20 protein-coding genes are annotated in these 23,080 nt (G+C 68.7%); 7 read left to right on the top strand and 13 right to left on the bottom strand.

What is annotated here, in order from left to right:
• Window positions 1–44: 44 nt before the first annotated feature.
• The gene (gene acs / locus C2U31_RS21745) at window positions 45–1,943 is read left to right on the top strand and encodes an acetate--CoA ligase (protein ID WP_233772902.1); all 1,899 of its coding nucleotides are present in this window, start codon (window positions 45–47) and stop codon (window positions 1,941–1,943) included.
• Window positions 1,944–1,950: 7 nt separating this feature from the next.
• Here the strand turns inward: acs and C2U31_RS21750 are convergent, their stop codons facing one another.
• Together C2U31_RS21750 and C2U31_RS21755 are read right to left on the bottom strand one after the other, a co-directional pair.
• Window positions 1,951–2,301, bottom strand: a complete 351-nt coding sequence (locus tag C2U31_RS21750) for a DUF86 domain-containing protein (protein ID WP_103274683.1) — start codon at window positions 2,299–2,301, stop codon at window positions 1,951–1,953.
• Entirely contained in the window at window positions 2,298–2,588 is a 291-nt protein-coding gene (locus C2U31_RS21755; RefSeq protein ID WP_103274684.1) for a nucleotidyltransferase family protein, read from the bottom strand. The genes C2U31_RS21750 and C2U31_RS21755 overlap by 4 nt, the downstream gene beginning before the upstream one ends.
• Before the next feature lie 145 nt (window positions 2,589–2,733).
• On the opposite strand from C2U31_RS21755, the gene imuA reads away from it, so the two are divergent.
• The 6 genes from imuA to C2U31_RS21785 all read left to right on the top strand — a co-directional run bounded on the left by imuA (window position 2,734) and on the right by C2U31_RS21785 (window position 11,532).
• Window positions 2,734–3,432, top strand: coding sequence for a translesion DNA synthesis-associated protein ImuA (imuA, locus tag C2U31_RS21760; protein ID WP_103274685.1), 699 nt, complete (start codon window positions 2,734–2,736; stop codon window positions 3,430–3,432).
• Complete coding sequence (locus C2U31_RS21765) at window positions 3,365–4,834, top strand: DNA polymerase Y family protein (RefSeq protein WP_103274686.1); 1,470 nt, start codon at window positions 3,365–3,367, stop codon at window positions 4,832–4,834. The genes imuA and C2U31_RS21765 overlap by 68 nt, the downstream gene beginning before the upstream one ends.
• Before the next feature lie 35 nt (window positions 4,835–4,869).
• Window positions 4,870–8,100: an error-prone DNA polymerase gene (locus C2U31_RS21770; RefSeq protein ID WP_103274687.1), complete on the top strand. Its 3,231-nt coding sequence runs from the start codon at window positions 4,870–4,872 to the stop codon at window positions 8,098–8,100.
• 107 nt (window positions 8,101–8,207) lie between these two features.
• Window positions 8,208–8,588 carry an I78 family peptidase inhibitor gene (locus C2U31_RS21775; RefSeq protein WP_103274688.1) on the top strand — a complete coding sequence of 127 codons (381 nt, stop codon included), beginning with the start codon at window positions 8,208–8,210 and terminating at the stop codon, window positions 8,586–8,588.
• 437 nt (window positions 8,589–9,025) lie between these two features.
• A complete protein-coding gene (locus C2U31_RS21780; protein ID WP_103274689.1) occupies window positions 9,026–9,346 on the top strand; it encodes a nucleotide pyrophosphohydrolase in 321 nt (106 codons plus the stop codon).
• Complete coding sequence (locus C2U31_RS21785; RefSeq protein WP_103274690.1) at window positions 9,343–11,532, top strand: DNA/RNA helicase domain-containing protein; 2,190 nt, start codon at window positions 9,343–9,345, stop codon at window positions 11,530–11,532. Before C2U31_RS21780 ends, C2U31_RS21785 begins: the two co-directional genes overlap by 4 nt.
• Window positions 11,533–11,765: 233 nt before the next feature.
• On the opposite strand, the gene C2U31_RS21790 is transcribed toward C2U31_RS21785, so the two are convergent.
• From C2U31_RS21790 to C2U31_RS21840, 11 genes are all read right to left on the bottom strand, one after another.
• Window positions 11,766–12,656: a hypothetical protein gene (locus tag C2U31_RS21790; protein WP_103274691.1), complete on the bottom strand. Its 891-nt coding sequence runs from the start codon at window positions 12,654–12,656 to the stop codon at window positions 11,766–11,768.
• 17 nt (window positions 12,657–12,673) lie between these two features.
• Window positions 12,674–13,279, bottom strand: coding sequence for an LON peptidase substrate-binding domain-containing protein (locus tag C2U31_RS21795; RefSeq protein ID WP_103274692.1), 606 nt, complete (start codon window positions 13,277–13,279; stop codon window positions 12,674–12,676).
• An 8-nt stretch (window positions 13,280–13,287) separates the two neighbouring features.
• Entirely contained in the window at window positions 13,288–13,695 is a 408-nt protein-coding gene (locus C2U31_RS21800) for a carboxymuconolactone decarboxylase family protein (RefSeq protein ID WP_103274693.1), read from the bottom strand.
• An 84-nt stretch (window positions 13,696–13,779) separates the two neighbouring features.
• On the bottom strand, window positions 13,780–15,285 hold the full coding sequence (locus C2U31_RS21805; protein WP_103274694.1) for a M81 family metallopeptidase: 1,506 nt from the start codon (window positions 15,283–15,285) through the stop codon (window positions 13,780–13,782).
• Window positions 15,282–15,941 (bottom strand): ANTAR domain-containing response regulator, encoded by a 660-nt coding sequence (locus tag C2U31_RS21810; protein WP_103274695.1) that lies wholly within the window; start codon window positions 15,939–15,941, stop codon window positions 15,282–15,284. The genes C2U31_RS21805 and C2U31_RS21810 overlap by 4 nt, the downstream gene beginning before the upstream one ends.
• 9 nt (window positions 15,942–15,950) lie before the next feature.
• Window positions 15,951–17,156: a transporter substrate-binding domain-containing protein gene (locus tag C2U31_RS21815; protein ID WP_233772455.1), complete on the bottom strand. Its 1,206-nt coding sequence runs from the start codon at window positions 17,154–17,156 to the stop codon at window positions 15,951–15,953.
• A 10-nt stretch (window positions 17,157–17,166) separates the two neighbouring features.
• A complete protein-coding gene (locus C2U31_RS21820; protein ID WP_103276509.1) occupies window positions 17,167–17,928 on the bottom strand; it encodes an ABC transporter ATP-binding protein in 762 nt (253 codons plus the stop codon).
• A 2-nt stretch (window positions 17,929–17,930) separates the two neighbouring features.
• Window positions 17,931–19,724 carry an ATP-binding cassette domain-containing protein gene (locus C2U31_RS21825; RefSeq protein ID WP_103276510.1) on the bottom strand — a complete coding sequence of 598 codons (1,794 nt, stop codon included), beginning with the start codon at window positions 19,722–19,724 and terminating at the stop codon, window positions 17,931–17,933.
• Between the two features lie 33 nt (window positions 19,725–19,757).
• Entirely contained in the window at window positions 19,758–20,591 is an 834-nt protein-coding gene (locus C2U31_RS21830; RefSeq protein WP_103274696.1) for a branched-chain amino acid ABC transporter permease, read from the bottom strand.
• A gap of 164 nt (window positions 20,592–20,755) precedes the next feature.
• Complete coding sequence (locus C2U31_RS21835) at window positions 20,756–21,937, bottom strand: substrate-binding protein (RefSeq protein WP_103274697.1); 1,182 nt, start codon at window positions 21,935–21,937, stop codon at window positions 20,756–20,758.
• A gap of 71 nt (window positions 21,938–22,008) precedes the next feature.
• The gene (locus tag C2U31_RS21840; RefSeq protein ID WP_103274698.1) at window positions 22,009–22,911 is read right to left on the bottom strand and encodes a nitrilase family protein; all 903 of its coding nucleotides are present in this window, start codon (window positions 22,909–22,911) and stop codon (window positions 22,009–22,011) included.
• Window positions 22,912–23,080: the final 169 nt, after the last annotated feature.

Consider the following 23,080-nt stretch of genomic DNA (forward strand, 5'->3'; position numbering starts at 1 on the left):
TCGCGCCAGCACCCCGTGTCGCGGCCGCCGCCAACGTCGCCGGCATGGACGCCTACCGGGCGCTGGTCGACGAGGCCGAACGGGACAACGCGGGATTCTGGGCGCGCCTGGCGCGCGAGACGCTGGCTTGGCGCAAGCCGTTCACCCAGGTGCTGGACGATTCTCATGCGCCCTTTTACCGCTGGTTCGGCGACGGCCGGCTCAATGCGTCCTTCAATTGCCTGGACCGGCACGTCGCCAGCGGGCTGGGCGAGCGCACCGCCATTGTCTTCGAAGCCGACGACGGCGCGGTGACACCGATCAGCTACCGCGCCCTGCTGGCGCGCGTCTGCCAACTGGCCAACGCCATGAAGGCCTGCGGCATCCAGCGCGGCGACCGGGTGGCGATCTACCTGCCCATGTCGGTCGAGGCCATCGTCGCCATGCAGGCCTGCAACCGGATCGGCGCGATCCACTCGGTGGTCTTCGGCGGCTTCTCGGCCAAGTCGCTGAACGAACGCATCGTCGACATCGGCGCCCGCCTGCTGATCACCGCGGACGAGCAGGTGCGCGGCAGCAAGACGCTGCCGCTCAAGCGCATCGCCGACGAAGCGCTGGCCATGGGCGGCTGCGACGGCGTGCGCCGCGTGTTCGTGTACCGCCGCACCGGCGCCAGGATCGACTGGGACGCGGCGCGCGACGCCTGGCTGCACGAAGCCGCCGGCGCCCAGCCCGAACACTGCGAGCCCGACTGGGTGGACGCGGAGCATCCGCTGTTCGTGCTCTACACCTCCGGCTCCACCGGCAAGCCCAAGGGCGTGCAGCACGCCACGGCCGGCTATCTGCTGTGGGCCGCGCAGACCTTGCGCTGGACCTTCGACCTGAAGCCCGACGACGTATTCTGGTGCACCGCCGACATCGGCTGGATCACCGGCCACACCTACGTCGCCTACGCCCCGCTGCTCTGCGGCACGACCCAGCTCGTCTATGAAGGCCTGCCCACGCACCCCGATCCGGGCCGCTTCTGGCGCATGATCGACCGGCACCGGGTGTCCATCTTCTACACCGCGCCGACCGCGATCCGCGCGCTGATCAAGGGCGCGCACGAACATCCGCACGCGCATCCCCGGCACTACGGGCTGGACACCTTGCGCGTGCTCGGCACGGCCGGCGAGCCCATCAACCCGACGGTCTGGCGCTGGTATCACGAGGAAGTCGGCAAGGGCCGCTGCGCGGTCGTCGACACCTGGTGGCAGACCGAGACCGGCGGCCCGCTGATCGCTCCGCTGCCCGGCGCCACCCCGCTCGCGCCCGGATCCTGCACGCTGCCCCTGCCCGGCATCGGCGCGCGCATCGTCGACGAGACCGGCCGCGAAACGCCGGACGGGCAAGGCGGCTCGCTGGTGTTCACGCGCCCCTGGCCCGCCATGCTGCGCACCCTCTGGGGCGACGACGCGCGTTTCCTGCAGACTTATTTCCCAGCCGAGCTGGGCGGCAAGACCTACCTGGCCGGCGACGGCGCCCTGCGCGACCCGGCCACCGGCTACTACACGATCACGGGCCGGATCGACGACGTGCTGAACGTATCCGGGCACCGCCTGGGCACCATGGCGGTCGAGTCGGCGCTGGTCGCGCACCCGGAAGTGGCCGAGGCCGCCGTGGTCGGCCGCCACGACGCGCTGACCGGCGAGGCCATCGTCGCCTTCGTCGTGCCCAAGGGCGGCCCGCCCGACGACGCGGCCGCCGCGCGGATCTCCGCCGAGCTGCGCGCCTGGATCGCGCGCGAGATCGGACCCATCGCCAAGCCCAGGGAGATCCGCTACGCCGGCAGCCTGCCCAAGACGCGCTCCGGCAAGATCATGCGCCGCCTGCTGCGCGCGATCGCCAACGACGATCCGATCACGCAGGACATTTCCACGCTGGAGAATCCGGCGGCGATCGAGCAGCTCAGGAGGGTCGGATAGAGGCGCGTCAGGAAAGTTCGTCCGGTCCCGGCAAGTCTGCCAGCAGCGCCGGCAACGCCGTCCGCACGGTTTCCCAGACTACATCCAGATTGATATCGAAATAACCGTGCGCGATACGGTTGCGCATCCCACGCATGCTGCGCCAAGGCACATCCGGCTGGGCCAGGACGAAATCGGCGTGACGGTCCATGATTTTCGTGGCCGCCTCGCCAATGATGACCAGGCTCATGATGACGGCTTGCTGGGTGCGTCTGTCCGCAAGGAAATCGCTCTTGGTCATTCCCTGTACGAAACTACGGGCGTCGACCGCAGCCTGGCGGATATGGTCCAGGTAGTCGGACAGGCGATTCACGCTCATACCGGCCGCGCTTCCGCAAGCACCTGTTCGCGGAATGCCGCAGGCAAATCCGCCGGTGTCAGCAGATCGACGTGGATGCCGAGCAACATCTCCAGCTCATCCTGCAGGCCGCCCAGGTCAAACAGCGTGGCGCCGGGCAACGCGTCGACCAGTAAATCCAGATCGCTGCCTTCCTGGTCGGTGCCGTACAACGCCGAGCCGAAGACGCGCACGTTCTCGGTGCGGTAGCGGCTTGCCGCCTCGCGTACCGCGCTTCGCTTCAAATCGAGCACTAGGGATGGTCGCATGGTCTGTTACTCGTCGGATTCCTAGGGATCATAGGCAATCGGCCATCCAGATTCAATCGCATCAGGTTACGTCTGACCGACGCCATATGCTGTATATTTATACAGTAATAAACAGCAACCCGCCGCGCCCCTCGGCCACCCCGCCATGCAGTCCCCCGAACGCATCCATCCCGCCTTGTGGCGCGCCACCCAGCTGGCGCGCGGGGCGGCGCGCTGCCTGCCGACCGGACATGCGGCGCTGTCGGCCGAGCTGCCGGATGGCGGCTGGCCGATGGGCAGCCTGGTCGAACTGCTGTCTCCGCATCCCGGCGTGGGCGAGATCCGCCTGCTGCGCCCGGCCCTGTCCCAGCTGGAGACACGGCGTCCGATCGCGCTGGTGCAGCCGCCGCACGCGCCCAATATCGTCAGCTGGATGAGCTGGCGGCTGGATCCCCGGCAGTTGCTCTGGGTCTGCCCTGAAAAACCGGCGGACGCGCTCTGGGCCGCCGAGCAGATCCTCAGGAACGGCAGCTGCGGCGCCCTGCTCTGCTGGCTGCCCCAGGTCCGCCCCGAATCGCTGCGCCGGCTGCATCTGGCGGCCCAGGCCAGCGACCTGCTGTTCGTCGCCCTGCGTCCGTCCGCCGCCGCCGCCCACGCCACGCCCGCCCCCTTGCGGCTGGCGCTGGCGCCCGCGCCGGGCGGACTGTCCGTCCATATCCTCAAGCGCCGGGGGCCTGCCTGCGATACGCCGCTGCACGTGGGCCTGGAGCCCGGCGCCTTCGAAACACCCGCCCGCCATGCGCCTCTGGATCGCCGCCTGCCTGCGCTGCCTGCCGCTGGACGCCATACGCCCGCACTGGCCTGACGACGCCCAGGCGTACGCCGTGCTGGAGCAGGAGCGCGTGATCGCCCTGACCCCGGCCGCGCGCCTTGCGGGCGTGCGGCTGGACATGCGGCGCGCCGGCGCCGCCGCCATCGCGCCCCAGGTCGAGCTGCTGCCGCGCAGTCCGCAGGCCGAGGCCGACGCGCTGCAGGGCGCGGCGCTGGCCCTGCTGCAATACACGCCCGAGGTCGCGCTGGCCGACGAGGCCACCGTGCTGCTGGGCGTGGGCGCCAGCCTGCAATTCTTCCGTGGCCCGCGCGCGCTGGCGCGCCGGGTCGCCGCCACGTTGCGGGCGCTGGACTTGCGGGTATCGCTGGGCATGGCGCCCACCGCCGCCGGCGCCTGGCTGCTGGCGCAGCGCCGGGAACGGCGCGCCTGCCGGCGGGTGCTGACGCTGCCCACGCTCGTTCGCAGGCTCGACGCGCTGCCGCTGGCCCTGCTGCCCCCGGCGCGGCCGCGCCTGGACTGGCTGCAGGACATCGGCTGCGCCACGCTGGGCGACCTGCGCGCCCTGCCGCGCGCCGGCCTGCAGCGGCGCAGCGCGCCCGAACTGCTGGCGGCGCTGGACGCCGCCTATGGTCTGGCGCCCGAGCCGCAGCGCTGGATCGAGCCGCCGGCGCGCTTCGCCCGCCGCATCGAGCTGATGGAATACCTGGAGCACACCGACGCGGTGCTGGCCGTGGCCCGCCGGCTGGCCGAACAGCTGGGCGGCTGGCTGGCCGCGAGCCAGCTGGCGGTGCGCAAGATCACGCTCAGCCTGGAGCACGAGCGCGGCCGCCGCGCGCGCCCGCCCACCGAGCTGGAACTGGCGCTGTCGCAACCAGCCTGGCAGCCGGCGCAGATCCTCGGCCTGCTGCGCGAGAAGCTGGGCCGCATGACGCTGACCGACCCGGTCATCGCCGTGGCCCTGTTGGCGCCCGAGACCGTGGCCCAGCCCGCCGCCAGCGCCACGCTGTTTCCCGAACCCGGCGGCACCGCCGAGGACCAGGCGCGGCTGCTGGACCTGCTCAGCGCACGGCTGGGCCGCGAACGCGTGCGCCGCGCCCGGCCCCAGGCCGATCACAGGCCCGAGGCCGCCAATGCCTGGGGCGACGCGCTGCAAGCGCCCGCCGGCGCCGAGCCGCTGCCGGCGCTGCTGGACCGTCCCTTCTGGCTGCTGGATCCGCCGCAGCCGCTGCGCCTGGCCGGCGACCGCCCGCAGTATCGGGGCCAGGCGCTGCGGCTGATGCGCGGTCCCGAGCGCATCGAGAGCGGCTGGTGGGATCCGCAGCTGACCGTGCGCGACTACTTCGTCGCCGAGGACGAAGCCGCCGCGCGCTACTGGATCTACCGCGAGCGCGACGCCGAGCACGCGCGCTGGTTCCTGCACGGGCTGTACGCCTGACGCCGGCCCGCCGTTCTGCCCCCTGCATCCGTCCCATGCGCCCGACCGACGATCCCGCCGACGCCCCGGAACTCCTGGCCCTGCTGCCCGGCTACGCCGAGCTGCACTGCCAGAGCAATTTCTCGTTCCTGCAAGGCGCCTCGCATCCGGAAGAGCTGGCCGCCCGCGCCGCCGAGCTGGGCTATGCAGCCCTGGCCATCACCGACGAGTGCAGCCTGGCCGGCGTGGTGCGCGCGCACATGGAGGCAAAGAAGCTCAACCTGCCGCTGCTCATCGGCGCCTGCTTCCAGCTGCGCGCCGCGCCCGACGCGGCGCCGCTGGGCCTGACCCTGCTGGCGCAGACGCGCGAGGGCTACGGCAACCTGTCCGAGCTGATCACGCTGGCGCGCTCGCGCGCGCCCAAGGGCGAGTACCGGCTGGCGCCCGAGGACTTCACCGATCCGCCGCCCGGCTGCGCGCACCTGCGCGGCCTGCCCGAATGCCTGGCCATCCTGACGCCCGAGTACGGCGCCGACGCCGCCCGCGTCGCCGAGCAGGCGCGCTGGCTGGCGCGCGTGTTCCCGCGCCGCGCCTGGGTCGGGCTGACCCTGCTGCACCGTTCCCGCGAGGATCTGCACCGCGACGCCACCGTGGCGGCCGCGCGGGAAGCCGGGCTGCCGCTGGTGGCGCTGGGCCAGGTCCAGATGCACCTGCGCTCGCGCCAGCCGCTGCACGACACGCTGGCCGGCATCCGCAGCCACCAGCCGGTGTCGCGCTGCGGCTACGCGCTGGCCGGCAACGCCGAGCGCCACCTGCGCACGCGCATGCGGCTGGCCAGCCTGTACCCGCCCGAGGCGCTGGCGCAGACGCTGGCGGTGGCGCGGCGCTGCGGCTTCTCGCTGGACGAGCTGCGCTACGAGTATCCGGACGAGATCGTGCCGCCGGGCCACACGCCCGCCACCTACCTGCGCCAGGAGACGCAGGCCGGCGCCGCGCGCCGCTTCCCGCAGGGCGTGCCCGAGGCGATCGCCACGCAGATCGAGAAAGAGCTGGGCCTGATCCGCGACCTGCAATACGAGGCGTATTTCCTGACCGTCTACGACATCGTCCAGTTCGCGCGCGGCCAGGGCATCCTGTGCCAGGGCCGGGGCTCGGCCGCCAACTCGGCCGTCTGCTACTGCCTGGGCATCACCGAGGTCGACCCGATACGCGGCCACGCGCTGTTCGAGCGCTTCATCAGCAAGGAGCGCAACGAACCGCCCGACATCGACGTGGACTTCGAGCACCAGCGCCGCGAGGAAGTGATCCAGTACATCTACGACAAGTATGGCCGCGACCGCGCCGCGCTGACCGCGGTGGTCATCTCTTATCGACCGCGCAGCGTGCTGCGCGACACCGGCCGCGCGCTTGGCGTGGACAACGGCGTGATCGACGCGGTGGCGCGCGCGCACCAGTGGTGGGACGGCAAGAAGGAAATGCTGCGCACGCTGGGCGCCTGCGGGCTGGACCCGGACTCGCGCGTGGCGCGGCAATGGGCCTGGCTGGCGCAGACGCTGATGGGCTTTCCGCGCCACCTGTCGCAGCACCCGGGCGGCTTCGTGATCTCGCGCGGCAAGCTCTCGCGCCTGGTGCCGATCGAGAACGCCGCCATGCCCGACCGCAGCGTGGTGCAGTGGGACAAGGACGACCTGGACGCGCTCAAGCTGCTGAAGGTCGACGTGCTGGCGCTGGGCATGCTGTCGGCGCTGCGCCGCACGCTGGAGCTGGCCGGCCAGCGTCGCGGCGCGCCGCTGCGGCTGCAGGACATCCCGCCAGGCGACGATCCGACCTACGACATGATCTGCGACGCCGACACCATCGGCGTGTTCCAGATCGAGTCGCGCGCGCAGATGAGCATGCTGCCCCGGCTGCGGCCGCGCAAGTATTACGACCTGGTGGTACAGGTGGCCATCGTGCGGCCGGGGCCGATCCAGGGCGGCATGGTGCATCCCTACCTGCGCCGACGCCAGGGCAAGGAAGACGAAACCTATCCCAGCGAAAAGGTGCGCGACGTGCTCTCGCGCACCATGGGCGTGCCGATCTTCCAGGAACAGGTCATGCAGATCGCCGTGGTGGCGGCCGGCTTCACGCCCGGCGACGCCGACCAGTTGCGCCGCTCCATGGCCGCCTGGAAGCGCAAGGGCGGCGTCGACAAATACCGCGTCAAGCTAGTCGGCGGCCTGCTGGCCCACGGCTACACGCTGGACTTCGCCGAAGCGCTGTTCCGCCAGATCGAGGGCTTCGGCGAATACGGCTTTCCCGAAAGCCACGCCGCCAGCTTCGCGCTGCTGGCCTACGCCAGCTCCTGGCTCAAGCGCCACGAGCCCGAGGCCTTCCTGGCCGCCCTGCTCAATTCCCAGCCCATGGGCTTCTACGCGCCGGCTCAGCTGGTGCAGGACGCCCGCCGCCACGGCGTGCGCGTGCTGCCGCCCGACGTGGTGCACAGCGGCTGGGACTCGGCGCTGGAAACGCCGCCGCCCGAGGCTCTCGCCACCCCGCGCCGGGCCCATCCCCACGCGCCGCCCGCCGGCGAGCCGCGCCCCGCCGTGCGCCTGGGCCTGAGCCTGGTTCAGGGCCTGCGCGAGGAAGCCGCCCGACGCATCGAGGCCGCGCGCGCGCAGGCGCCCTATGCCGACACCGGCGACCTGGCGCGCCGCGCCGCGCTCACGCGCCACGAACTGAACGCGCTGGCCGCCGGCGACGCGCTGCGCACACTGGCCGGCCACCGCCGCCAGGCCAGCTGGGAAGCCGCCGCCAGCGCCAGCAGCCGCGACCTGCTCAGGCACGCCGCCATCCATGACGTCCAGGCCCCGGCGCTAAGCGCGCCGGACGAAGGCCAATCGGTGGCCGCCGACTACCGCAGCGTCGGGCTGACCCTGCGCAGCCATCCGGTGGCCCTGCTGCGCCCGCAACTGGCCGCGCGCAACTTCCAGCCCGCCGCCGTGCTCAACACCTATCCGCACCGGCGCGTGGCGCGCGCCTGCGGCATCGTCACCGTGCGGCAACGGCCGCAGACCGCCAAGGGCGTGATCTTCGTGACGCTGGAGGACGAGACCGGCCCGGTCAACGTGGTGGTGCGCACCGAGCTGATCGAGCGCCAGCGCCGCGAGCTGCTCGGCTCCAGCCTGCTGGGCGTCTATGGCGCCTGGCAGAACGTGGACGGCGTGCGCCACCTGATCGCGCAGCGGCTGGTGGATATGTCCGATCTGCTGGGCGGACTGAGCACGCAGAGCCGGAACTTCCATTGAGGCGGCCCGTCTCTGTCTGGTCTATCATGTTTTCTCGCGCGGACCCGACATGCATCCCGGTCCGCGCGGCATTTTCGCGTAGTTCATGTAGTAGCAAGGAGCCCTCTATGATCCGCAAGCTGATTCCCGTCCTGCTGGCCGCCACTCTGAGCGCCTGCGCCAACACCGGCGCGCCCCGCTCCCCGTCCAGCCCGTCCTCGGATACCAGCTCCAGCGCGCCCGCCGCCAGCAGCGGGACTTCGTCAGGATCCAGCTACAGCCCGATGGCCAGCGGCCCGTCCGGCAAGACCTGCGACGCCAGCGCCCTGCAATCCGAGATCGGCAAGAAAGCCACCCCCGCCGTGCTGGAAGACCTGCGCTCACGCAGCGGCAGCCAGACCGCCCGCATGCTGCGTCCCGGCCAGCTGGTCACGATGGAATACAACGACACCCGGTTGAACCTGATCGTCGATGACAAGGATGTGATGACGGCGATCCGTTGCGGGTGAGATGCCGGGGATGGTCGGGGAACAGCTGTTACTCGGCATGGTTGAACAGCCTGTTCGGCGAAGGACTGTTGATATAGGATCCAAAATCCCCCGCATGCAAGGCGTGCCGGTTCGATTCCGGCCTCGAGCACCATCTCTAAAAATCACCGTTGCTTACAAGCATCGAGTTTGGCTCTTTGCCTTGCCCCTGTACCCCAGGGATTTTCCGAATCGATAGATGAATGCCGCGCCCGTCCAATGGCGAAGTCCCGGCGGCCAGCCCACGTCCGCCCCAGGCATCGCGTCGCCCCGACGCCAATAACCCTCAAGGGCGCGATTCGATAGACGGGCAAGCGTTCTCATATGGGGCATTCCAACAAATGACTCGCCATAAGTGCAACTGAACGCCAAGCCGTCTATCATGCATTCCAACAATCCCACGTCCGCAAAGACAAGAAATGGAAGAAGTCATTCAGCGGTTGCGCCAATTCCGCGACGAACGAAACTGGCAGCAGTTCCATAACCCTAAAGACCTGGCGCTGGCCCTCAGCATCGAGGCCAGCGAGCTGCTGGAGGTCTTCCTATGGAAGCCCCCGGAAGCCGCCGATCGCGAAAAGGTGAAAGAAGAGCTTGCCGATGTCTTGGCTTATGCGTTGCTGCTGTCCGACGCGTACAACTTCGACGTAAAGAAAATCGTCCTGGAAAAGATCGAAAAGAACAAACAGAAATACCCCGTCCACAAGGCAAAGGGAACCGCGAAAAAATACAACGAGCTATGACCCAGCCGCACCTCGTCGAAGTGAACCGCTACCGGTTCTCCACAGAAACACTGACCGACATCGAGACCAACTCATACGCAGCGGGCAATTGGCCGCTCGTCTATATCCTCAGCGATGGAACGACACGTTACGCCTATATCGGCGAGACAACAGACACGCTGACCCGTCTGAGTACGCATCTCAAACACCCTCAGAAGAAATCGTTGACGACGGTACACCTCGTCAGCAGTGAACGCTTCAACAAGTCGGCGACGCTCGATATAGAGTCCTCCCTCATAAAGTACATGTCTGCCGACGGCCGTTTCAGCATTTTGAACGGCAACCTCGGCCTGAGCGACCACAACTACTATCAGCGGAATGAACTCTATTCCAGGATATTCCGCGAGACCTGGGATAGACTGCGCGAGCACGGAATCGCCCAAAGATCAATCGAGGCCATCGACAATTCCGATGTTTTCAAATACTCGCCGTACAAATCTCTGTCGGCGGATCAACGACAAGGCCTGATCGAGATAATGCGGTCGCTGGTCGACCCCGGGTTGAAACATGTCGTGGTCCAAGGAGGCGCCGGAACCGGAAAGTCAGTATTGGCGACATTCCTTTTCAAGCTCGTTCATTCCGACCTTGAAGAACTGGATCTGCGCGATTTTTCCGACGAAGAAAAGCAAGTCCGGGAGCTGCTGCAACAGATAAAGCAATCGATTCCAAACCCGCGCATGGCCTTGGTAGTACCTATGAACTCCTTCAGGACTACGCTAAAGAACGCGTTCAAGAACGTGGCAGGCCTGCGTCCCGATATGGTCATCAGCCCATCCGAGCTGACGAAGCAGCGCTACGACATCGTCTTGGTCGATGAGTCACACCGACTGCGCAAGCGCGTCAACCTGGGAGCCTATTACAGAAGCTTCGACACAGCTTGTGCGGCTCTTGGAATGGACAAGAATACGTGCAGCGAGGTGGACTGGGTCACGCGCCAATCGGATAAGGCTGTCTTCTTCTACGACCCGGACCAGAGCATCAAACCATCCGATGCCAACGCATCCGACTTCGAGAAGATCAAGTCTTCGGCGGACAGCACGGTCATAACACTGACGTCCCAGTTCCGAGCCCGCGGCGGGCAGCACTACGTGCGGTTCGTCGATGATCTACTGCATATGCGGCTTTCGGCTAACCAGAAGTTCAGTTCTGGCAAGTACGAGTTTCTTGTGTTTGATGAACTCCCCGACATGATAAGGGAGATACAGCAGAGAAACGCCAGCATTGGTTTAACGCGACTGGTCGCCGGTTACGCCTGGCCCTGGATTTCCAAGAAATCCCCCGAACTGCATGACATCGAAATCGGTGACGTTCGACTGCGGTGGAACAGCACGAGCGCGGATTGGATCAACACGGAAGGCGCCGAGGACGAGGTGGGCTGCATTCATACCACCCAAGGCTATGACCTGAACTACACCGGTGTAATATTCGGCCGCGAAATCCGCTATGACGAAAAACTCGACCAAATCGTCATTGACCGGCACAACTACCATGACCGGAACGGAAAGCAGACCATCGAAGATCCGAATGAACTCAAGAAGTTCATACTTAATATCTACCGGACCATCATGCTGCGCGGCATACGCGGTACGTTTCTCTATGCGTGCGACGACAGTTTGAGGCGCTATCTGAAGCGACATGTGAAGAGCTACAGATCTAACGTCATCGCGTTCCCGACGCCTGGCAAGCCTTTGGAACCTTACGTCAACGCAGTCCCTCTCTATGACCTGCGAGCGGCGGCAGGCGGCTTCAGCGAGCTCCAGCACGTCGAACATGAAAACTGGGTGGCGGTCCCCGAGGACATGCCCGTGGGAAAGAATATTTTTGCTTGCCATGTAGTCGGCGAATCCATGAACATGGTCATCCCCGACGGCGCCATCTGCCTGTTTCGCTTGAACCCGGGCGGCAGCCGCAATGGAAAAATCGTGCTGGTGGAATGCGCCGATACGCAGGACGGCGACGCCGGTTCGCGATTCACGGTCAAGGAATATCAGAGCTTCAAGGTGCGCACCGAAGACGGCTCTGAGAATCAGAAGATCCTATTGAAACCGCGATCTACCAATCCCGCACTGAATCCCATTGAACTCAGCAAGGACGATGACGAACATCGCTATCGGGTGGTGGGCGAGTTTTTGGGCGTGATCGGCTAACGAGGTCCGTACGCGGATACCGCCGACCGATGGGCTGACCCTTGCCCGCTGCCATCGACATTCCGGTTCACTAGCCTCGCCCCTGGCGAGGCTTTTTCCTTCCACGTTCGATCTTGCCGGAGGGGCGGCTGGGGTAGGTCCGACAGCTCTGTATTGACCCTGCATAACCTGAGCAGGTCCTGCTGGGTCAATACACCCCTGCCCCCGGGGCTCCCCCTGAAATCCCACCCCGCTCAATCATCCCCACCACCCGCCTTGCGCGCCTCGGACAGCGCCACCGTCAGGTTCGCCACCTTCTTCTTCAACTGATCGCGTTCCTCGGTCACCCGCGCCAGCACCGCGCGCAGGCGCGTGACTTCGGCGGGCAGGTCCTCGATCTCTTCCACCGGCACCTCGGGCGGGGCCTCGCGTGGCGGCGGGGCCTTGGCCTGGCGGGCTTCGCGGGCGGCCTCGCGCAGTTCCTTGCGTCCGGCCGTGGCGGCTGCCGCCTGGCGTTCCTGCGGCAGCGAGGCCACGGCGGCGGCCGCGTTGATGGATATCTCGCCGGCCTTGACGGCCCGCACCAGTTCCGGCGCGGCTTCCTTCTGGATCTTCTCGATCTGGCCCAGCGTGCTGCTGCTGATGCGCGCCGCGCGCGCCAGCGCCTGGCGCGACAGCTCGGCGCGGCCCTGGGCCTGGGACATCACGACGGGCTTGGGACCCGCGCCGTCACCCTCGGCGTCACCGCCGGCATGGCTCGCGGCGGTCGGCACGGACTCATCGCCTTCCGCCCGCGCGCCCTCGTCCCAGGGCGGCGTGCTGCGCGATTGCAGGATCTCGCGCTTGCGCAGCGCCAGCACGCCGCGCTGGAAGTCCGACACGCTGCGCCGGCCCAGGTGGTTCTCGATCATCCAGAGATACACGTCCTCGATGGACTTGAAGCTGGTGTTCTGGCGCGTCTCGAACGGAATATTGTGTTTCCTGCACAGCGCGTAGCGGTTGTGCCCGTCGATCAGCAGGTCGCCCCACAGCACCAGCGCGTCCCGGCAGCCTTCGGCCAGCAGGCTGCGTTCCAGCGCGGCGGACTCGTCTTCGGTCAAGGGGTCGATATAGGCCCGCAGGCCCTCGTCAATTCTGATTTCCATAACATCCAAGAAAAATTTCAGCTCGCGTCCCGCAACGCCTGCCGCACGGCGGCCAGGCGCGCCACGGGGTCGGGCAGCGCCAGCAGCCGGGCCTGCTCGGCCGCCGGTAGCGGCAGCAGCTCGCACCAGCGGTCGGCCACCCAGCCGCAGTCGTCCAGCCGGAACGGCGGCGCCAGCGGCATGTGCTCGGCCGGCACGCCCTCGCGCTGCCAGCCCGCGATCAGCCTGCCCAGCGCGTCGGCGCAATCCTGCAGGTCCGCCGGCACCTCGGCCGGCGGGTCGTCGGCGATGGCCTCGGCCTCGCCCATCCAAAGCCCGTATTTTGCCAGCTGGCTGGCATGCAGCCGGAATCGGCCCGCGCCCACGCAGCGCAGCGCCAGCAGCGCGGGCATCGGCGCGTCCCAGGATTCGATGCGCGCCATCGTGCCCACCGGCGCCAGCGTCTCCAGGCCCTCGGGGCTGCGGACCTCGTTGCCCGACAGCAGCGCCACCACGCCAAAGCCGGTGCCGTCGGCGATGCAGCGGCGCACCATGTCCAGGTAGCGCACCTCGAACACGCGCAAGTGCAGCACGCCGCCCGGAAACAGCGCGCGCGATAGCGGAAACAACGGGATCAGCGCCATGACGCCGCCTATTTGACCAGGAAAGCCTCGTCCACCGGCACCTGCATGGACGTGACCAGCGCATTGGTCTGGGCCGCCATGCCGATCACGGCCAGCAGCTCGGCGTGCTGGCCGTCGGTCATGCCCTTGGCCCTGGCCGCCGCCGTATGGGAATGGATGCAGTAGCCGCAGCCATTGGCCGTGGACACGGCGATGTAGATCAGCTCGCGCACCAGCGGCGACAGCTCGCCGTCCGCCATCATGACCTGTTTGAGCTGTTCCCAGACCCGCCGCAGCTGCGGCGGATCGCTAGCCAGGGCGCGCCAGAAGTTGTTGACGAAATCGGATTTGCGCGTGGCGCGGATGTCCTCGAACACCGCCCACGCCTCGGGAATCGCGCGGACTTCCTCGTCCGACAGCAAGCGCACCGTGGCCATGGCCCTTCCTCCCAGTATGGCGATCGGGGCGCGGCCGGACGCCGCGCCCGCAAGCCGCCATTGGACAGGATAGCGGCCCGCCGTTCAAGCCTGGGCGCGATAGTCCTGCTGCGCCATCGGCTCCAGCGGATACAGCGGCCGCTGGCGGCGCTGGTAGGCGAACAGGCCGTAGTCCGAGCTGGTGACGCCCGGGCTGTCGCACTCGACCAGCGCGCCGGAGATGGGCACGAACACCGGCCGGCAATACATGCGCGACTTGACCAGGACGAAGCGCGCGGCGCGCGGGTCCAGGCCCAGGCTTTCGAACACGCCCAGGTCCCAGGGCTCGTGCGTGCGGCTGGTCAGCACCAGCTGCGCCGCGCCCAGGTCCAGCACCGCGCTGGGGCCCATGCAGGCGGTCTGCCCGGTGTAGGTCGGGCCGGTGATCACGTATTCGCCGTTACTCAACGCGCGCACCACGCCGCGCAGCGTCACCGGCGCGGCGGCGCGGCCGATGGCGTCGATGGGCCGCTTGTTGCCCACCGGCAGCTCCACCGTGGCGCCCACGCCCGCGCGCGCCATGGCCGCGACGGCCTCGGGGTCGCAATACAGCCCGGCCTGGATGCCGGTAAGCCCGGCGTCCAGCGCCGCCATCAGCACGTCCATGGTGTCGCAGGTGCCGCCCGACATGCAGTTGTCGCCATGATCCAGCAGCAGCACCGGCTTGTTCGCGCCTTCGGCCAGCCGGGCCGCGCGCGCCAGCGAGTCGGCCAGGGGCTCGCTGCGGTAGTAGAAGCCGTCGCGGTTGGCCCAGATGGCGTCGGCCAGCGCCGTAACGGCGCGCTCGGCGGCCGCGCGTCCGGCCTCGCCCGCGCCCACCGCCACCACGCTCAGGCAGGGCGCGGGGATGTCGGCCAGCGCGAAGCCGGCCAGCACCGACACGCCCAGCACCGCGCCCTGCTCGGCCTGGCGCGCGGCCTGCACCGCCTCGCGCATCGCGCCCTCGGCCGTGGCGCTGCGCAGCGTATGGGTCATCAGCGGCAGGCGGCGCCAGGCCAGCGCCGGGCGCGGCCCGCCCGCCAGCCAGTCGAACAGGATGCGGCCGGCGTGCTCGCCGGTCTCGTACATGTCGACGTGGGGATAGGTCTTGAAGCTGATGATGACGTCGGCGTTGTCCACCATCTTCTGCGTGACGTTGCCGTGCAGGTCCAGCGCCACGGCCACCGGCACGCCCGGCGCGGCCTGGCGCAGCCGTTCCAGCAGGTCGCCCTCGCCGTCGTCGGTGGTCTCGACCGCCATGGCGCCATGCAAATCCAGCAGCAGCGCGTCGCAGCCGGGCGCGGCGGCGACGATGCGGTCGCATAGTTCCCTGTAGGCCGCGCCGTCCACCCGCCCGCTGGGGTAGGCCGTGGCCGACACCGGCGTGACAAGCCCGGCGCCGTGCGCTTCGGCCAGGTCGATGAAGGCGGACATGGCGGTGCGCTTGCCCTTGTTCTCTTCGTAGGCGGCGGCGTCGTAGGTCGGGCCGTCGTTGCCGAAGGCGGACAGCGGCGTGGGCACCGGCGAGAACGTGTTGGTCTCGTGGTTCATGCGCGCGATCAGGACTTTCATATGGGGTCTCCCTTGGTTTTTTCTGCCGTGCCCAGTGCGCGCGCCGACGCGCCGCCCAGGCCGAGTTTTTCCATGGCCTCGCTGGCCTCAACGATCATGGCGGCCACCTCGGCCACGCTGACCCGCAGGCGGGTGGCGCGCGAGCGCATGTGCTCGTAGGCCTCGCGCTCGTCCACCCGCTGGTTGTCCATCAGCGCGCGGATCGCCTTCTCGATCACGCGGCGCGCCTTGATGGTGCCCTCGAGCTTGTCGATCTTGTTCTGCTGGCGGTTCTGGAACAGCTTGGCCGAGCGCGCCAGCACCAGCGTGCTGAGGATGCCAGCCGAGCGGAACGGCCGCGTCAGCACGCCGTGGGCGTTGGTCTTGAGCAGCTGCTTGAGCGTGGTCGGCGTCTCGTAGTCCGACAGCGCGATCAACGTCGCGTCAGCCTCGCTGGACGACCAGGCGGCGCTGTTCTGCCCGCACTGCGACACCAGGAAGAACACCACGTCGGCGCCCGCCGGCGGACAGTCCGGGAACGGCCAGTGCAGATGGATGCGGCAGCCGATGCGCTTGAGCTGCTCGACCAGCAGGTCGCGGTCCTCGCCGGGCGGATAGACCACGGCCACCGCGATGCTGCGCAGGTCCTCGTAGAGGCGGCGTAGGCTATGGTCCATGTCGGCGACCTATTCTAGCCAGAAGGCGTCTAGCCCCAGCGACGTCATGTACGGGTCCGGCCGTACCGCCGCGTCGCTCTGCCACACTACGTCGAAGCCGCCGTCCGGCCGGCACACGCCGATGCGCGGCGTCAGCGCGCAATGGTTGTTCTCGGGCAGCACCGCCAGCGGGCCGCCCGGCGCGTCGAAGGCCACCTGATGCACCGCCTGCACCAGCTTGCGCGTGTCCTGGCTGCCCGCGCGCTGCAAGGCGCGGGCGTACAGGTGCAACTGGCTGTACGACGCCTCGGCGTAGACGCTGGCCGGGCGCTCGCCGAAGCGCTGCCGCCAGCGCGCCAGGAAATGCGCGTTGGCCGGCGTGTCCACCGAATTGAAATACGTGGCCGCGGTGATGTGGCCGGCGCACAGGGCCGGGCCGACCTGGGCCACCTCGGCCTCGGTCATGGTCAGGCTGGCGATGGGCATGCGCGCGGCCGACAGGCCCATCTCGTGGTAGCGGCGGTAGAAGCGCTCGGCGTCCGAGCCGATCAGCGTCGAGAACACCACGTCCGGCTGGATGCGGCGGATGTCCTCGACAACCTCGTTGATGTCGGCCTGGTCGCAGCCCAGCCGCAGATAGGTTTCGTCGAGGATCTCGCCGCCGTGCTGCTCGACGGTGTCGCGCATGATGCGGTTGGTCTCGCGCGGATAGATGTAGTCGGCGCCCACCAGGAAGATGCGCGAGCCGCAATGCCGGATCAGGTAGGCCGCCAGCTGCATGCTGCCCTGGTTGGGCGCGGCGCCCGTGTAGATGACGTTGGGCGAATACTCGAAACCTTCGTAGACCGAGGCGTACCACAGCAGCGAGTTGCTGCGCTCGACCACCGGCAGCATGGCCTTGCGGCAATGCGAGGTGCAGCCACCGAAGATCACGTTGACCTCGTCGTCCAGCAGCAGCCGGCCGGCCAGCCGGCGGTATTCCTCGCTCTCGCTGCGCGGGTCGTAGACCACCGGCTCCAGCGGCCGGCCCAGCACGCCGCCCAGCGCATTGATCTCTTCCACGGCCAGCACCGTGCCGAAGAAATGCTGCGACTCGGTGGTGCCGCTGACGCCGCTGCGCGAGTACAGCACGCCGATGCGCCAGCCGGGCACGGCCGGGGCCGGCGGCGTTGCGGAATTCGGGATCGGCGCGTTGCCGTCATTGGCCTGCGTCATGGCGTCGGGATCCGGGTTCATGCCTGCGGGTTCATACCTTCAGGTGATCAATGATATGGCCTGCGGCCCCGGCCGCGCCAGCCTCGCCCTGGTCGACGATGGCGCCCTGCTTCAGGATCAGGTAGCGGTCGGCCACCTTGAGCGCGAAGGCCACGTTCTGCTCGACGATGAACATGCTGGTGCCGCGCCGCTCGCGCTCCCAGGCCAGCGCGCCGGCCAGCCGGTCGATCACCGAGGGCTGCAGGCCTTCGGTGATCTCGTCCAGCAGCAGCAAGGCGGGCCGCTGCATCAGCCCGCGAGCCACCAGCAGCATCTTCTGCTCGCCGCCCGACAGGGTGCCGGCATGCTGGCGCAGCCGGCTGGCGAACACCGGAAACAGCTGCGCCATGTCGGCGAAGCGCTCGTCGAACAGCCGGTCGGACGGCAGGCCCAGCCGCAGGTTGTCGCGGATGCTCAGGTCCGGGAACAGCGCCTGTTCCTGCGCGGCATAGGCCACGCCGTGGCGCGCCACGTCCTGCGGCCGCATGCGCGTGGCGTCCGCGCCGCCCAGCCGTACCCGGCCGCCGGCCTTGGGCAGATAGCCCATCACCGTCTTGAGCAGCGTGCTCTTGCCCATGCCGTTCTTGCCCAGCAGCGCCACGCAGGCCCCCGGCTCCACCGCCAGCGACACGTCGCGCAGCACCAGCGCCGACTTGTAGCCGCTGGACACGCCCTCCAGGGCCAGGGCGGGCTGGCCGCCCTGCCCGCCCGCGCCGGCGCGTCCGTCCGCCTTCGCCCGTCCATTCGCCTGCATGTTCATTGCCGCGCCTCCTCTGCCACCGCCTGCGCGCTGCCGGCGTAGATGGCGCGCACCAGCGCCGACTCCACCACCTCCTGGAAACTGCCGTCCATCACGATGCGCCCCTGGTGCAGCACCACGATGCGCGTGGCCACCTCGGCCACGAAATCCAGGTCGTGCTCGACCAGCAGGCAACACAGCCCGTAGCGCCGCGACAGCGAAGACAGCACCTCGCCGATGCGGGTGCGCTCGGCCTTGCTCAGGCCCGCCGTGGGCTCGTCCAGCAACACCACGCGCGGCTCCAGCGCCAGCACCATGGCCAGTTCCAGCGCCTGCTGCTGGCCGTGCGACAGGTCGCGCGCTGGGCGGTCCAGGCACTGATCCAGTTCCGTCATGCGCAGCACTTCCAGCGCGTAGGGCGGCAGCCGCAGCTCGGGCGCGCGCCGCAGCCAGGACGGGCGCTCGCGGATGGCCGAGGCGATGCGCAGGCTTTCCGCCACCGTCATGCTGTCGAAGATGTTGGCGTTCTGGAACTTGCGGCCCAGCCCGGCGCGCACGCAGAACGCCGGCCCCTCGCGCCGTATGGTCCGGCCGCACAGCTCGATCTCGCCGGCCGAGCGCTCGGCGCCGTCGGCGATGCAGCGCATCAGCGTGGTCTTGCCCGCGCCGTTCGGGCCGATCAGTCCAAGCAGCTCGCCGCCGCCGGCCTTCAGGTCGATGCCTTCCAGCACCTGCAGGCTGCCGAAGCGCTTGGCCACGCCGCGCAGGCTCAACCCCGCCGCGCCTTCCGGCGCCGGCGGCCTGGCGGTCAGCGCCGGCGCGGTCGCGGCGGCCGCGCGCCGTTTCGGCCCCAGCAGCAGCGGCAGCAGCCCGCGCGGCAGCAGCAGGATGACCACGATGAAGGTCACGCCCAGCAGCAACTGCCACACGAAGGGCATGTAGCCGCTCAGGTACGAGGCCGCCAGGTTGATCAGGATCGCGCCCAGCACCGGCCCCCAGATCGTGCCGCGCCCGCCCAGCGCCACCCAGATGATCAGCTCGGTGCCGAACACGAAGCCGGTCAGCTCCGGCGCCACCACGCCGCTGAAGGCGCCGTAGCCGAAGCCCGCCAGCGCCGCCACCACGCCGCACGCGACCAGCAGCGCGATACGCCAGCGCGCCGTGTCCAGCCCCAGGTAGCTGCAACGCGATTCGTTGTCGCGCAGCGCCGCCAGGATGCGGCCGGCGTCGCTGCGCGTCACCGTCCAGGCCAGCAGCGCCACCGCCGACAGCGCGCCCGCCGCTACCACGTACCAGGCCTGCAGCGACAGGTCGAAGCTGTCGTAGCCGGTCAGCCCCGAGGACGAGCCGGTATAGGTGCCGCCGGACAGCGCCACCTGGGTCAGCACGATGGGCAGCACCAGCGATATCACCGTGGCGAAGAACGGCGAGGCGCCCCGGTAGAAGGACAGCCAGCCCGTCACCAGCGCCAGCGCCGCCGAGGCCAGCGCCGCCGCCAGCACGGCCAGCGCCGCCACTCCGGGCGAGAAGCCGAAATGCGTGAAGGCCAGCCCGGCCGCATAGGCGCCCACGCCGAAGAACGCCGACTGCCCGAAGGTCAGGTAGCCGGTATAGCCCCACAGCAGGTCCACCGTCACCGCGGCGATGGCGAAGAACAGCGCCTTGATCAGCACGTTCAGCAGATAGGTGTCGAACAGCCAGGGGCCGGCCACGGTCAGTGCCAGGCATAGCGCCGCCAGCGCGCCCAGATCGCGGCCGTTGCGGCGCGCGCGGCCCGCGGGCGCTTCGCGTTCCAACAAGGTGTCAGTCATCATGAATTCTCCGTGGCGCGCGCCACTACCGCGTCAGTCATGGGAAAAGCCCTGCGGACGGATGCGCAGCGTCAGCGCCGCCAGCACGGCGATCGTGACGCCGCCCAGGATCGGGCTGAGGTACACGCTCACCAGCACCTGGCAGGCGCCGTACACCAGGCAGGTCAGCAGCAGCGCGCCGATCGAATGGCCGGACACCATCACCAGCATGAAGGCGCTGACCAGCCAGGGCAGGCCCATGTTCGGATCGACGCTGGACAACGGCGTGATCAGCGCGCCGGCCAGCGCGCCCAGGCCCGCGCCCAGGCCGAAAGTCGCCAGGCGGATGCGCTCGGCCTGGATGCCCAGCCCGCGCGCCAGGTTCTCGTTCATGATGACGGCGCGCGTGCGCACGCCGAAGCGCGTGCGGTTCAGCAGCAGCGTCAGCAGCAGGTACAGCAGCAACGCCGCCGGGATCAGGAACAGCCGGTAGGCCGAGTACTCCGTGCCCAGCAAGCTCGCCGCGCCCTGCACCGGCGAATCGACGAACTGCACCTCGCGGCCGAAGGCCATGGTGATGAGCTGGCCGATCACGATGCCCAGGCCCCAGGTCGCCAGGATGGCGTCCAGCGGCCGTTTGTACAGCGGCTGCACGATCAGCCGCTCGACCAGCAATCCGGTGGCCACGCCCGCCGCCAGCGCGGCCGGCAGCGCCAGCCAGGGGTTCAACCCCAGCTGCGTCACCACCAGGCTGGCGTAGCTGCCCAGCGTGATGATGGCGCCATGGGCGAAGTTCACGATCTTCATCACCCCGAAAATGATCATCAGCCCGGCGGTCACGATGAACAGCATGGCCGCGGTGCTCAGGATGTCCAGCAACAATCCCATCGTCTTCTCCGGCGGCCGCCCGACTGGCGGGCGGCACGCATCCAACACAGTTTGCCGCGCCCCGGCAATACGCCTGGCGGGGCCGCACGGAGCCGGCTTCGCCGGTCCGTGGCGGCGTCCCCTTTCGAGGGGGAGCGCGTGGCGCTTCGGGGGTGGGCCTCACCTCACTTAAGATCCGGACACTGGGCGCCAGGGTCGACGTTCTCGAAGGTCTGCAGGATCTTGATGGACCCGTCCTGCTGCACCTGACCCAGCCGCATGGTCAGCGCGGCATGGCGCTGGCGGTCCATCTTCACCACCCCGCGCGGACCGTCGAAGGACACCTGGCTCAGCGCCGCCACGATCTTCTGCGCATCCATGCCGCCGGCCTTTTCCACCGCAGCCTTGTACAGGTAGAACCCCTCGTACTGCGGCTCGGACAGGTCATTGGCGGTCTTGGCCTGGTCGCCGAACTTGGCTTTCAGCGCGGCCAGGAATTTGTGGTTCTGCGCGTTGTCGATGCTGGTCAGGTAGGACGCCGACATGTACATGCCCGCCGCCGTGTCGCCCATGGTCCTGGCCGTGCCTTCGTCGATGGCCAGGTTGCCATAGGGCATGGACAGTCCGGCCGCGCGGATCTGCTTGGCCAGGCCCACGTTGGGACTGCCGCCCGCGGTGGAGCTGATCAGCGCGCCGGGCTGGGCCGAGCGGATCTTGGAGACGATGGGCGTCCAGTCGGTGCCGTCCATGGGCAGGTATTCCTCGCCCACCACCTTGCCACCCTGCTTCTCGATGTACTCGCGGGTGAACTTGAGCATGCCCCGGCCAAAGGAGTAGTCGCTGCCGACCAGGAAGAAGGTCTTGACGCCGCGCTCCTTCATGAAGTGGTCGACGATGGGCGCGACCTGCTGCTCCGGCACCCAGCCGTTGACGTGCATCCAGCGGTTGCAGGAACGGCCTTCGTAGAACGAGCTGTAGATGTACGGGATCTTGCCCCGGTTGATGATGGGCAGCGCGGCGTTGCGCGCCGCGCTGGTTTCCATGGCGATCACGGCGTCCACTTTCTTCTGGAACACCAGCGTGTCGTAGGCCTTTTGCGCGCCCACCGCCGACGAGGCGTCGTCGGCGATCTCCAGCACCACCTGGCGGCCCAGGATGCCGCCGGCGGCGTTGATCTCGTCGGCGGCCAGCTGCGAGGCCTGCACCACGGCCGGCGCGATCACGCTGTTGGCGCCGGACAGGCCCACCGGCACGCCGATGCGCAAGGGTTCGGCGGCCTGCGCGGACGCGGACGCGCCCAGCAGGGCGACCACCGACAGGCGCAGCAGGAAGTTGCAATACGGAAGACGACGTTGCGAAATGCTCATGGTTTTCTCCTTGGGGGCCGGCGGTGGTCCGCCGTTCGGATGTGCTGCGGGTTCGCTGCTGGATTCGCTATTCAGGTCACGGTCCTGTCCGCCGCCGGCGATGGGCCGGCGCCAAGCATTTCGTCGTACACGTCGCGGCGCCGGTCGCGCAGCACGTGGTTGAAGGCGTTGAGCTGGCGCGCGCGGCGCGCGGCCTTCAGGTCCACCGCCGCGACCAGGATCTCTTCCCGGTCGTGGCTGGCCGGCCCCGCCACCGTCCAGCCCTGCGCGCCCACGATCAGGCTGCGGCCGACGAAGGGCTGGCCGCGCTCGATGCCCACGCGGTCGGCGCAGGCCACGGTCAGGCCGTTGCTGTGAGCGCCGGCGATCGCCAGCGCGTGCGCCATCGCCGGGCCGTCAGGCGTCTGCCCCGGCATCGGCACCCAGTTGGTGGGCACGGCCACGATGTCCGCGCCGCGCATCGCCAGCAGCCGGTAGACCTCGGGGAACCAGCCGTCGTAGCAGATGGCCACGCCCAGCCGGCCGAACTCGGTGTGGAACACCGGCAGGCCCAGGTCGCCCGGTTCGAAATACAGGTTCTCGTCGCCCCACAGGTGCAGCTTGCGGTAGGTGCCCAGATAGCCTTGCGGGCCGGCGACCAGCGCAGAGTTGTAGAGCCGGCCGCCGTCGCGCTCGGCGATGCCAGCCACCAGATGGATGCCCAGCCGTTGCGCCAGCGCGATCCAGGCGCGCGCGCTGGGGCCGTCCGGCACTGTCTCGGCCAGCGCGTAGGCTTCCTCGCGGCTTTCGAACATGTAACCGGTATTGGCCAGCTCGGGCAGCACCACCAGCCGCGCGCCCTGGGCGGCGGCCTGTTCGACCAGCGCCCCGGCGCGCGCCACGTTGGCGGCGACCTCGCCCATCGCCGGGGCCATCTGCACGCAGGCGATCCGCAAATCGGCGGCGGGCGGATGCTGCGGGGAAGACTCTTGCATGCCATCTCCTTCATTTCTGGAACAGAACGCGACGCACGATCCGACGACGAAAACAAAAAGCCCCCGACCACGCGTTGCGTGCATATCGGGGGCTTTCATAGCCAGAAGGTGAATTCAGGCGGCAATCATTGCCGCGGGTACCGCCACTGCCGGCGCGCCGTGCGCGCCG

It is taken from the genome of Achromobacter sp. AONIH1, assembly GCF_002902905.1.
GTDB lineage: Bacteria > Pseudomonadota > Gammaproteobacteria > Burkholderiales > Burkholderiaceae_B > Achromobacter.

What these genes read in the sequence shown, in the direction of transcription:
- C2U31_RS21780 (WP_103274689.1), top strand. Translation starts at nt 9,026, where the DNA reads ATGGAAGAAGTCATTCAGCGGTTGCGCCAATTCCGCGACGAACGAAAC.
- C2U31_RS21835 (WP_103274697.1), bottom strand. Translation starts at nt 21,937, where the DNA reads ATGAGCATTTCGCAACGTCGTCTTCCGTATTGCAACTTCCTGCTGCGC.
- C2U31_RS21765 (WP_103274686.1), top strand. Translation starts at nt 3,365, where the DNA reads ATGCGCCTCTGGATCGCCGCCTGCCTGCGCTGCCTGCCGCTGGACGCC.
- imuA (WP_103274685.1), top strand. Translation starts at nt 2,734, where the DNA reads ATGCAGTCCCCCGAACGCATCCATCCCGCCTTGTGGCGCGCCACCCAG.
- C2U31_RS21775 (WP_103274688.1), top strand. Translation starts at nt 8,208, where the DNA reads ATGATCCGCAAGCTGATTCCCGTCCTGCTGGCCGCCACTCTGAGCGCC.
- C2U31_RS21810 (WP_103274695.1), bottom strand. Translation starts at nt 15,941, where the DNA reads ATGGACCATAGCCTACGCCGCCTCTACGAGGACCTGCGCAGCATCGCG.
- C2U31_RS21825 (WP_103276510.1), bottom strand. Translation starts at nt 19,724, where the DNA reads ATGACTGACACCTTGTTGGAACGCGAAGCGCCCGCGGGCCGCGCGCGC.
- C2U31_RS21790 (WP_103274691.1), bottom strand. Translation starts at nt 12,656, where the DNA reads ATGGAAATCAGAATTGACGAGGGCCTGCGGGCCTATATCGACCCCTTG.
- acs (WP_233772902.1), top strand. Translation starts at nt 45, where the DNA reads ATGGACGCCTACCGGGCGCTGGTCGACGAGGCCGAACGGGACAACGCG.
- C2U31_RS21755 (WP_103274684.1), bottom strand. Translation starts at nt 2,588, where the DNA reads ATGCGACCATCCCTAGTGCTCGATTTGAAGCGAAGCGCGGTACGCGAG.
- C2U31_RS21770 (WP_103274687.1), top strand. Translation starts at nt 4,870, where the DNA reads ATGCGCCCGACCGACGATCCCGCCGACGCCCCGGAACTCCTGGCCCTG.
- C2U31_RS21750 (WP_103274683.1), bottom strand. Translation starts at nt 2,301, where the DNA reads ATGAGCGTGAATCGCCTGTCCGACTACCTGGACCATATCCGCCAGGCT.
- C2U31_RS21795 (WP_103274692.1), bottom strand. Translation starts at nt 13,279, where the DNA reads ATGGCGCTGATCCCGTTGTTTCCGCTATCGCGCGCGCTGTTTCCGGGC.
- C2U31_RS21840 (WP_103274698.1), bottom strand. Translation starts at nt 22,911, where the DNA reads ATGCAAGAGTCTTCCCCGCAGCATCCGCCCGCCGCCGATTTGCGGATC.
- C2U31_RS21785 (WP_103274690.1), top strand. Translation starts at nt 9,343, where the DNA reads ATGACCCAGCCGCACCTCGTCGAAGTGAACCGCTACCGGTTCTCCACA.
- C2U31_RS21815 (WP_233772455.1), bottom strand. Translation starts at nt 17,156, where the DNA reads ATGAACCCGGATCCCGACGCCATGACGCAGGCCAATGACGGCAACGCG.
- C2U31_RS21805 (WP_103274694.1), bottom strand. Translation starts at nt 15,285, where the DNA reads ATGAAAGTCCTGATCGCGCGCATGAACCACGAGACCAACACGTTCTCG.
- C2U31_RS21830 (WP_103274696.1), bottom strand. Translation starts at nt 20,591, where the DNA reads ATGGGATTGTTGCTGGACATCCTGAGCACCGCGGCCATGCTGTTCATC.
- C2U31_RS21820 (WP_103276509.1), bottom strand. Translation starts at nt 17,928, where the DNA reads ATGCAGGCGAATGGACGGGCGAAGGCGGACGGACGCGCCGGCGCGGGC.
- C2U31_RS21800 (WP_103274693.1), bottom strand. Translation starts at nt 13,695, where the DNA reads ATGGCCACGGTGCGCTTGCTGTCGGACGAGGAAGTCCGCGCGATTCCC.